This is a genomic window from Desulfocucumis palustris, assembly GCF_002933875.1.
Lineage (GTDB): Bacteria > Bacillota > Desulfotomaculia > Desulfotomaculales > Desulfocucumaceae > Desulfocucumis > Desulfocucumis palustris.
Genome location: NZ_BFAV01000085.1, coordinates 1 through 1,125, shown reverse-complemented (window position 1 = coordinate 1,125; position 1,125 = coordinate 1). Strand labels below are relative to the sequence as shown.

The 1,125-nt window shown below is 42.0% G+C and carries 3 protein-coding genes; all 3 read left to right on the top strand.

The window, feature by feature from the left end; genetic code table 11:
- Positions 1-283, top strand: a 283-nt coding sequence (locus DCCM_RS06800; protein ID WP_165792042.1) for a VanW family protein, incomplete at its 5' end; no start/stop codon positions are given.
- A gap of 124 nt (positions 284-407) precedes the next feature.
- Positions 408-761 carry a hypothetical protein gene (locus DCCM_RS06795; RefSeq protein ID WP_104371680.1) on the top strand — a complete coding sequence of 118 codons (354 nt, stop codon included), beginning with the start codon at positions 408-410 and terminating at the stop codon, positions 759-761.
- 138 nt (positions 762-899) lie between these two features.
- On the top strand, positions 900-1,125 hold a 226-nt coding region (locus DCCM_RS19710), incomplete at its 3' end, for a prepilin peptidase (protein ID WP_133163948.1).

Here is a 1,125-nt window from a genome sequence, read left to right as displayed (position 1 = left end):
GGCTGGCAAAAGCGTCATCAACGGAAAGCTGGAACCGGATGTGGGGGGAGGTGTTTGCAGGCTCTCCACCGCCCTGCACCAGGCTGTTATGCAGGCGGGATTGGAGGTTGTAGAGCGATATAACCACTCAATACCGGTGAGCTATGCGTCCGGTGAATATGAGGCGGCGGTTAGCTGGCCCGCTGGTGACTATAGATTCAAGAACACCCTGGATAGGCCGGTGCAAATTGATACCATAGCCTCCAGGGACGGTATTGAGGTCATAATATGGATCTTGGCCTAAAATAAGTAACAGCGGTTTGCTAAAAATAATCACGGCTTAAAGTAAAGCTGTGATTATTTTTATTAAACGAGAAAGGAGGATAGGCGATAACTATTACCCTAAATTAAAACTGGGAGGTATGTATATGAAAAAAAGGATTATTGCCACGTTGTTGATGTTAAGTCTAATCTTAGCTCTGCCTGCATATTCTTATGCTGCGGAAAAAACAGTTAAGCCCAAGTCCATTACAGCATCCGGATGGGTGAAAATATCAACGGAAGGCTCAGCGCACTTGGAACTGGTTACTGTTAAGGGCGTAAAATATGTGTTGGAACCCTCTGGTGAATTCATTGCCAATGACTTCAGGAAAACCATCATGGTGAACATGTTTGAACAGTTTCCGGTTAATAAAAATATTGCCCATGTTAAAGTAAGCGGTTATTTAAGCAGCAATACAATATTATTTAAAAACATAACCATTGATAAAATAATTATATGATTTCTTGAATAAGTATAGTTTCATGTCTGATAAAAGCCATCCTGCGGGATGGCTTTCGTATACTTCAAGAAAAGCCAACCCTCAAAGGATTGAGGTGATAATATACTAACTTACATTGAAAATCTTAGGTTTGGTTGCATGTTACTTTGTATCTGTTTATTAATTAGCTGCTACACCGACTGGAAGTACGGGAAAATTTATAACTGGGTAACCTTTCCCCTGGTTGTGGCAGGTCTTGCATTTGTAACAATCAATAGCGAAAAGATAACCCTCCTGCTTTATATGCGGAGCATTGGCGCTGGAGTGATTTTTTCCTTGCTGGCTGTTGCCGGTATGTGCAATTTCGGTGCCGGAGACGCAAAGT

What these genes read in the sequence shown, in the direction of transcription:
- DCCM_RS06795 (WP_104371680.1), top strand. Translation starts at nt 408, where the DNA reads ATGAAAAAAAGGATTATTGCCACGTTGTTGATGTTAAGTCTAATCTTA.